At 44.6% G+C, this 8989-nt stretch carries 7 protein-coding genes; 5 read left to right on the top strand and 2 right to left on the bottom strand.

Annotated elements, in window-relative coordinates; translation table 11 throughout:
- Positions 1-91: 91 nt before the first annotated feature.
- The 4 genes from QT974_RS08765 (at position 92) to ltrA (ending at position 5252) form a co-directional block, all read left to right on the top strand.
- Positions 92-442, top strand: coding sequence for an HNH endonuclease (locus QT974_RS08765; protein ID WP_333468120.1), 351 nt, complete (start codon positions 92-94; stop codon positions 440-442).
- A gap of 312 nt (positions 443-754) precedes the next feature.
- Positions 755-1198 carry a hypothetical protein gene (locus QT974_RS08760; protein ID WP_333468119.1) on the top strand — a complete coding sequence of 148 codons (444 nt, stop codon included), beginning with the start codon at positions 755-757 and terminating at the stop codon, positions 1196-1198.
- Positions 1199-1309: 111 nt separating this feature from the next.
- A complete protein-coding gene (locus QT974_RS08755) occupies positions 1310-1570 on the top strand; it encodes a hypothetical protein (protein WP_333468118.1) in 261 nt (86 codons plus the stop codon).
- A gap of 1873 nt (positions 1571-3443) precedes the next feature.
- Positions 3444-5252, top strand: a complete 1809-nt coding sequence (gene ltrA / locus QT974_RS08750) for a group II intron reverse transcriptase/maturase (protein ID WP_333468117.1) — start codon at positions 3444-3446, stop codon at positions 5250-5252.
- 303 nt (positions 5253-5555) lie between these two features.
- Here ltrA and QT974_RS08745 read toward each other — a convergent pair whose 3' ends face one another.
- Complete coding sequence (locus QT974_RS08745; RefSeq protein WP_333468116.1) at positions 5556-5990, bottom strand: aminoacyl-histidine dipeptidase; 435 nt, start codon at positions 5988-5990, stop codon at positions 5556-5558.
- A gap of 296 nt (positions 5991-6286) precedes the next feature.
- Entirely contained in the window at positions 6287-6982 is a 696-nt protein-coding gene (locus tag QT974_RS08740; protein WP_333224292.1) for a hypothetical protein, read from the bottom strand.
- A 318-nt stretch (positions 6983-7300) separates the two neighbouring features.
- On the opposite strand from QT974_RS08740, the gene QT974_RS08735 reads away from it, so the two are divergent.
- Complete coding sequence (locus QT974_RS08735) at positions 7301-8887, top strand: AAA family ATPase (RefSeq protein ID WP_333468115.1); 1587 nt, start codon at positions 7301-7303, stop codon at positions 8885-8887.
- Positions 8888-8989: the final 102 nt, after the last annotated feature.

Below are 8989 nucleotides of genomic sequence, written 5' to 3'. Positions count from 1 at the left end.
AGCGTTGAAGTTGATTAGCTGCTGATAATTTTGAATTGAATTTACTTAACAGAGCGAGCGCTATATTTTGGAAAGATGAGCTTTTACCGCTATGCCTAAACCCAAGAGGTATCCCGACAATTGGCGAGAAATTGCGCTCTCCGTGAAAGAAAACGCGGGGTGGCATTGTGCTAAATGCCATCAACAATGCCTTCGACCCGGTAAATCAAGTGGCTTAACCAAATCTGAACGATGCGCCTTAACTTTGACGGTGCATCATCGCAATCGGATACCGGAGGACAACCGCCTAGAAAACTTAATCGCCCTTTGTACTGCGTGTCACCTTTCCTATCACAACCGCGGGCAGTCCAACGTATCGCCGGGGCAATTATCCCTGTTCCCTGATGATGCGATGGATTGGGATATCATAGCTTCTTCTCTGGAATCGGCACGCGGCAATTGATTTGATCCGAATCCACTACCATTAGTTTGATGAGCTCAAAAGCGGCCGTGCAATCTCCTAAGACTCGGTGGTTTCCATTGAGGGGAACATACCGATAATCTTTGTGATAATAGCTCCTGTTTCCAGCCCATTGCGCTACCCATTCCATCAAACAATCAGAGCGCTTTGTAAACTTAAAAATCAGCAAAGTGTAAAGCCGACAACAGTAATTTAAAATCTTGATATCGAAAGCATAATTGTAAATTAATACTCGCTTATCTTTAGCCTTAGCCCTTTGCGTGGGACTTATTACCGAATCTCTCGAACGGCGGTTTGACGAAGCTTTCGGCATTAATCTCCGCGAAGGGGGGCGAAACGAATTGCGAGCGTCATCGATCGCAAGTTCCGCTCGCTCCGGAGGAACCGTCCGCAGAACCAACAGCACAGACAGCCCCGCTGATTGCACCGAGGGTGAATTGGAACCCCGGCGATCGAGTAAAAGTTTCGGTCCAGTATCCCGGAGCTCAAGAATATATAAACGAGCGGGCCACCGTAGTTAAAGTGTGGCCCGATGAGATGTGTCGGATTGCTCTCGATCGCGAGATTTCAGTCATTGGAGGTAAACCTACAAAACAATTCAACCTTGACGGGCGTTACTTAGTCTCAGAGTCCGAGGTCGATCCACAAACTCCATCTGAGCCTTTAGCCCTCTCGAAACTTTCCTTTGAACAGTCAACAGCAGGAGTGACAAAAAAGCAGAGCCAATACAGACGCTGACGCCAGAACAGTCATTGGTGCCGATCGCCCCATCGGAGTTAGCGCCGGAACCTCCGTCGCCAACCGAAACAGTAGACGCTCAATCCCATCAGCTTAATTTGCTACCAGATTTTGAGCCACCTTCAAATTCCGAAAACAGATTCGCGCCTGATTCTGAAAATTGGGCTTAACGGAGGAAGCATAAGCATAGACCCGGCTACCCAAGGCGAGTGCGTCATGTTCGTGCGATTGGCAATTGCTACCAGTGATCGACTTCCAGCGAGCGACATTCAGAATGTGCTAGCCGATGTTTGCCAGCGCGGGTACGCCGATCGCGCTGCAATCTGGAACGAACTTACACCATCTGAACAACCGCCTACCGTGCGCAGATGACCACAAAATCCGCAAATTCACCCCAAAAAAATTGAGTTAATCCTATGAAAACATTTGTCTAATTCCTGCAGACTTATCTGTGAGGGACTCGCACCTAGATCGAAGCCACCACCAAAAAAATAGCTAATTTTTGTGTACCCTAAAGTCAGGCATTTGCAGTATAAAATCAGACGGAAAGCAGTATAAAATCACGCTCGACTAGAGGCATTTGCAGGGGCTGCACTCTACCTGTTTTTATCCGAAGATGTCCGGCTTGCCGCCTGCAATTTCCTGCCAAATTACTGCTTTTTTGTGCCGAGAGTGCATTGGTCTATTGAGGTCGGTTAGGGCTGTTTAGTTTTGGTGGCAAGCAATGTTTTTGCGATCGCAAACCTGACTTTTACGTGCAGAAACAAAAACAATGCATCCTCATGAATACGGAATCCCAACCGCAAGGTCAGGTTTAATACTTTTTTAAGCCTTAATGAGAAATGTAGCTATTTGTACTACAAGTTAACTGAATATTCTATCGACTCACTTGCTCACGCTTGTGCTCTGTTGAAGTCCAAACTGCCAACATCCAACTTTCGACTCCTAGCTATCTTTGTGACTGATAAAGCTATGGTCGATGTCGGATTTGCTGGCACCCGACCTACAAGCAAAAGCGTGGGCCTCTCATGGCGAGTTAAATCCAAGCTCGATGCTCGCTGTCGGACAAACGATCATCACAGCGAGCATCGACATCTTTACTGACTGCGAGATAAAAAACAGGAGGGCAAGGCGCGAAAGCTCTTGGCATCCGCCGCTAATGCCGAACTGCACCAACTGGCTTGTGTCGTACCCGGCGACGCTCCATCGTAAAGGTGGCTGCCCTGTACACCAAGTGGCTCGCTCCTGGCTTCAATATCGACTCACGCTCGCGTCATGCACAGTTCTATCAAAGTCCAAACAGCGAGCGAGCCAAACTTTCGAGCCAAGGCTGTCGAAAGTGAACGTGAGCTAACTTCAACTCCCAACAATTCCTCTGGCACTCTTGCAAAAACCATAAAAACCATAAATCGATCATTTTTACCCCCCTATAACGTCTATTTGACATGGCTTGCTATGCGACTAGCGCACTAATTAGGAGGATTGAGGAGGATTTACAAGGGTCTAAAACACAAAAAATCACGCCAAAAGCAACAATTCTTTACAAAAAATGATAGGCATTTATACTGATTGTGAGGCTAAAAGTAGGAAATTGTAGGTGTAATGAGTAATAAATGTGCTGGTGCGATTCGTTTAACCTAAAATAAGGCTTCAAACCCTTATGGGACGGTTATACCAGTTGATGAAACTGGTGATAACTGATTACATTTGTAGGTGAGTCGCTGTGCGACAAGTCCTACCCCGCAAGTGCAGCGGTGAAAGCATAACCCCTAGTTTATTAGGTAGCAACTAATAGGTTAAAGCGGGGCTAAAAGGCAGAACTTTCGGGAGTCAACCCAGAAACCTGTCGAGCGAGAGTCCATGCGTAGCGAAAGCAAAGATGTGTTTGAACCATCGTAAATGTTAATGGTGTAACTGATTGAATCAAGGCATAAACCCGTTGAAAAATACGGTAAAAGCTGATTAACACCAAGCCAAAAGGCAAGGATAGGGCATAAGCGGTTCAGCGCCCGACTTATAAGCACCGCCCGTAAACCCGGTGGAAAGCATCACAGCTAAAAGACTCAAACAAATGTGTAATCGGAACGAAGTAACTTCTAATTATCTCTGGGTTCGGTCGATAACCAGTAAGTAGCTAACGAATGGTAATTAAAAGCGGGATGGTATCAGAAGCGAAGGCTCTGTTGTAATGACAGAGATAGGCTGACAGATACTCGGTAATTTCAAAGGAGTAAACCTAGTAGCAATGAATACATCTAAAACGCTGAACAATCAGACGGTGGAGTGGAAAGACATCAACTGGCGCAAGCTAGAAAGGGTGACTTTTAAGTTGCAAAAACGTATATTTCAAGCAAGTTTACGAGGTGATGTCAAAGCAGTTCGCAAACTTCAGCATACCCTGATTAGGTCTTGGTCTGCAAAGTGTATCGCGGTACGTAGGGTGACTCAAGATAACCACGGGAAAAACACTGCTGGTGTGGACGGTGTGAAAACAATCTCTCCCATCCAACGGACAAAACTGGTTAAACGGTTGAGAATTACTGGGAAAGCCAAACCTACTCGAAGGGTAATGATTCCAAAGCCCGGTAGTGACGAAAAACGACCTCTGGGGATACCTACAATCGAAGACCGTGCCTTGCAAGCGTTAGTTAAACTAGCGTTAGAACCTGAGTGGGAGGCAAAATTTGAGCCTAACTCTTACGGTTTTAGACCGGGACGTTCCTGTCACGATGCAGTTGAGGCAATATACCTCAGTATTAAACAGAAAGCCAAATATGTGCTGGATGCTGATATTGCTAAATGCTTCGACCGTATTGACCATAAAGCATTACTCTCCAAAATACACACATACCCTACCTTGAGCCGTCAGATTAAGACATGGCTAAAAGCAGGGTACTGTGTGAGAAATGAATTATTCCCTACTAATGAGGGTACACCACAAGGCGGGGTGATTTCACCCTTACTTGCGAACATTGCCTTACATGGTATGGAAGAAAGAGTTAAGCAGTACGCGGAAACATTAAAAGGTAACAAAAGCAAAGTGAACAATCGCTCAGCCCTCAGCCTAATCCGTTATGCTGATGACTTCGTGATTATCCATGAGGATTTAAGCGTAGTCAAAAAATGTCAAGAGATAATCGCTGAATGGTTAAGTGACATGGGACTGGAGTTAAAGCCAAGTAAGACAAAATTAACCCACTCCCTCATTGAGATTGATGGTAATGTCGGGTTTGAGTTTCTAGGATTCCATGTACAACAGCACAGAGTAGGTAACTACAGATGTGCCAGTAATACAAAAGGAACACCGCTCGGCTTTAAAACACTAATTACTCCCTCAAAAGCCAAAATCAAAACGCATCTAACCAAGATTGCTGAGGTAATAGACACCCATAAAACCGCCCCACAAGCTGCCTTAATTAGCAAGCTAAATCCAATCATTAAGGGATGGTCAAACTATTACTCCACAGTCTGTAGTAAGGAAACTTACTCTAAAGTCGATAACTTAACTTATCAAAAGTTAAGAGCTTGGGCAAAACCTAGGGGAAAAGGGGACATTAATGTTAGTAAATACTGGCGAACAGTAGGCACTAGACATTGGTGTTTCAGTACCGAAGAAGGGATGGCATTAACCTTACACTCTGATACGGAAATCGTAAGACACATAAAAGTGAAAGGTGAAGTTAGTCCTTACAACGGTAACTGGTCTTATTGGAGTGAGCGAAGGGGAGAGTACCCAGATACTCCTAACCGAGTATCCAAATTAATCAAGAAACAAAAGGGTATTTGCTCTCACTGTGGTTTGTACTTTACGAGTTCAGACATTGTAGAAGTTGACCATATTAAACCAACATCGTTAGGCGGTAAAGATGCCTACGACAATCTACAACTTCTGCATAGACACTGCCACGATTCAAAAACGGCTAAAGACGGGTCAAACTACCCAAAAATCAGCCCTAACATCGACACCTATCAGAACCGGACTAACGGCTCTACTGATAAAGACCATGTAGGTAGGATTGAAAGGTACAAAAACCACGATGATAAACCGTTCTAGCTCGTACCCATAACAAGGGTGGAATTATCAAGGAGCCGGATGAGGTGAAAGTCTCACGTCCGGTTCTGAAGGAGAGGTTAGGGGGGTAACTCCCTAATCGACTCTAACTTTTCTCCTCTTTTTTCCTCCTTTTTTATCCCTCTAAAATCCGCATCTAGGTCAAATACGGTTTTTACAAAGTAAAATAGCTCTGAATCAAAGGGTGGGTGGGTGGCAATAAGCTTCCCCACTCCTAGAATCAATGAGGAGTGGGGAAGCCGCCCTTAACAGGCTATTTTTGAGATTCTTAGTTGCTCAAGCGACTTAATCCAAATCATCGATGTCGTCGTCAGCAACATCGACTTCTTCGTACACACTTTGGGAGCTGGAAGCAACTGGGCTGCTCTGACGGGCGAGTCGTTGATTGCGAATCCCCCGATGCTTGGCGCGGCGATCGCGGATTGCATCCATATCGGTCAATCCGTATAGGATGCGACTAGCACGCATCAATTCTTTTAAAGGTGTCTCGCTGTAGTCAGCGCGAAATTGGGCATTATGTGTCTCCCAATCAAATTCGCCGCCGTTAAAGCGAGCAACGCTTGCAAGTTCCCGACCTGATTCTTCTCTCAAAACTTCTAGTACCATTAGGCGAAGTTTATCGTTGTAACTAATACACTTGTCTAGCGCTTTTGTGTGAGTTTTTTGCGCTTTAGCGATATGGGTTGCATTAGTCTTGTAAGCTTTTTCAGTAACTGTCATTTTTCAGCTTTCCTGAATTCAATTTTGTTCATTTCCACAGCAGCAATAGCTGCCTTTTTTAGTTAATCAAAAAGTTTTAATTTTTTAAATAACAGCAATAGCTGTATAGATAATTCAGTTTTATTAAAATAGTTGAAAAATTTAACCAACTAATTATTATAGTTAAGGTTAGTTAACCTACTCTAATAATATGAGAAAAAAAACTCTGTTCAGCCTTTTTTAGGCAGAGCAGAGTTTTACATATTCGACAAAAGCACTGGTGAAGGAAAGCTATAAAATTGAGTGACGGCGAAAGACTATTCTAAGTCTTCGTCTTCATCTTCTTCGTCCTCATCTTCTTCGTCCTCGGTATCGAAGTCTTCTTCGCTGTCCTCATCCAAGTCTTCTTCGGATTCATCTGTTTCCTCATCTTCATCAGCATCAAGTTCATCTTCTAAGTCATCCACATCATCATCATCTTCATCATCGGATTCATCCTGCTTGTTATAGCTATTGCGTTTAGCAAGCGATTCTTGATTGAATTTGACAAGACCTTTAATTGCTTCTTGCGGGTCAAGCTCGAAAACATCGTATAGTTTTGCCATCACAAGCGCAATGACTTCCATATCGTGGCGCAGTGCATCGGGTTGACCAAATAGAGCTGGAAACACTTCGTTATTCCAACGCTGCCAGTTCATCGTTTTGCCGCGTTTTTTTAACTGTGCAGCAATATCCAAACCTAGTTTTTCCTTGGTAGCGTGACCTACCTTAGTTTGGAGGCGTTTTTCGCGCAGTTGAATTTTGACTCCAAACTTTTTCAGAATGGTAGTTCGCACGCGGTCTAGAAGTGCGTCTGCTTGCTCTTCTACAGTGAGTGTCGAACGGCGACTGACCTGTGATTGGGTAGCTGTTGCTGGACTCTTTGACTTAGCAGCACCATTGCTTTTGCCATTCAAAGTCACCGCTCCATTGGATGGGCGAGAGTTATGGTTTTTAGCTGTTGTTGTAGCCATGAAATTTGATTTAATTAAACTACTTCACGGCTAACAGCGCCGTTAGGCGCTCTCAAATTTCATCAAATTTATAATTATTTTTAGGGGATTAACAATTATTTATAAATTTGTTAGTTTGAAATAAATTTATGTAATAATTCGGTGTGTTTTTTTGAGAGCAGCCGAAATACATAATTATGTATATTGAGGAAATTCGGTAAATAATTCCTAAGAATTAAGAGTAGGTTTGGCTGCTGTAGAACTATTGGCTGATGGCAACGCTCGACCGTAGCATATCAATGAGAAGAGTACCTTTGAATATTTCTTACCGTTGAATTTATGCGTACCATCAATGACTGGCTCGCTTTGGCCCAAAGAGGCATTAAGATTGTCGGGCTGGAGTATTACACGCCTGACCGAATCAGAGTTTTAGCACAGTTTCACAATTGGGGGCAGGAGCTGCATTTGCCTGTTTTCTTTTGGAACTCTGGGTACAGTTGCTTGCAGGAAATTGTGAGTCGGGACGGTCAGTGTATCTTGCAAAATACTGACTTGCACCCAGATTCTGACGTGCTTGAGTTTCTATTAGAGAGTAAGAGAGAGGGAATTTACATTCTTGAGGGAGTGCTAGATTTTGACGAATCCGGTCAGGTGAGTTCGCGTCTGGGGTTTCAACTGGCAAATGCTTACTATCACTCATCTTGGTCTGCGGTTCCTCAGTTTTGGGTGATGCTGGAAAACTACATACAACTGCCGGTGAACTTGCAGCCGCTGATTCCCGTACTGACGACTCCATTACCGTCCCGAGTTGCAGCGCAAAAGGTGGTGGAGTTGTTTTGGGATCGCAATCCTTGGCTTGGCGACAAAGGTGACGAGGTGTTGCAAACTGCTTTGGTTCGAGCTTGCCAGGGGTTGCCCCAAGGTGAGATCGAGTTGATTTTGGAGCGATCGCTAGCTTTTGCTTCGACTGTGGAGGAAATAGCGCGGTTGGTGCTCGACCACAAGGTTAACAAGTTGCGGGGGCGAGGCCTAGAATTTATTGCCGAGGCAGATGTGCCGGATGCAGGTGGTTTAGACTTGCTAGATGAGTCGCTGTCAAAGGTAGCTTCTCTGTTGAGTCCAGAAGCAGAGAAATACGGACTCAAATTTCCCAAGGGAATGATTCTCTGGGGGCCGCCGGGTACGGGCAAAAGTCTGAGTGCTAAACTTGCGGCTAAGAAGATGGGAGTACCGCTGTTGGCGGCTGATTGGGGTTCGATTGTCGGTTCTTCCAGACCAGATTTAGCTTTGCGCGAATTGCTGGAACTGACTCAGGCTTTAAGTCCTACAATTCTCTATTGGGATGATTTTGATAAAGGTTTTGCAGGGTGGGATTCCAATGCAGATGGCGGTGTTTCTAGGCGCTTATCGGGGAAGCTTTTAACGTGGATGCAAGAGCATCAATACCCAATTTATATCGTGGCGACAGTTAACCGTTTGGGGATGTTACCGCCGGAATTAATTCGTCGCTTTGATGATATTTTCTTTGTGGATTTGCCTCACGAAGGGGCGATGTATGAAATTTTTAATCTTCATCTCAAAAAATATTTTCCTGAGTTTCGTAATGCTTCTGAGTCGCCTTGGACAGATGATGAGTGGCGGATTCTGTTGAGAGATTACAGGCTTTGTACACCCGCAGAAATAGGCAATGCCGTGAGAAAATGTGCTGAGGAGATATATTATCGCGATCGGGTACAAGAGAAACAGCCGGATGAATTGAAGGTGACTTTGCAGGATTTGCGGCAACAGCGTTACCAGTTTACGCCGTCGATGCTTCGCGATGAGGATCAGATTCTAGCGATTCGCAATCAAGCAACTTATGCTAGATCGGCTAGTGGGCAGGATCGATCGCGATTTTCTATTCCGTTACAGGAATTGTTTGGGTAGCCAACTTCTGAGGGCTACTCTGGAGAAGGCTGGCTGCTTCTGATATCCACATAGAGGGAGAGCATTTACCCATCTAAGTACAGCATATTCTAGGTATATAGA

Origin of the sequence: Microcoleus sp. BM001215392 (assembly GCF_036700185.1) — a bacterium.
Classification (GTDB): Bacteria; Cyanobacteriota; Cyanobacteriia; order Cyanobacteriales; family Microcoleaceae; genus Microcoleus.
Note: the sequence above shows the minus strand (reverse complement) of the source record. Positions and strands in the feature narration are given on the sequence as shown.

Coding starts and splice junctions, on each gene's coding strand:
- QT974_RS08765 (WP_333468120.1), top strand. CDS start 92: ATGCCTAAACCCAAGAGGTATCCCGACAATTGGCGAGAAATTGCGCTC.
- ltrA (WP_333468117.1), top strand. CDS start 3,444: ATGAATACATCTAAAACGCTGAACAATCAGACGGTGGAGTGGAAAGAC.
- QT974_RS08745 (WP_333468116.1), bottom strand. CDS start 5,990: ATGACAGTTACTGAAAAAGCTTACAAGACTAATGCAACCCATATCGCT.
- QT974_RS08740 (WP_333224292.1), bottom strand. CDS start 6,982: ATGGCTACAACAACAGCTAAAAACCATAACTCTCGCCCATCCAATGGA.
- QT974_RS08735 (WP_333468115.1), top strand. CDS start 7,301: ATGCGTACCATCAATGACTGGCTCGCTTTGGCCCAAAGAGGCATTAAG.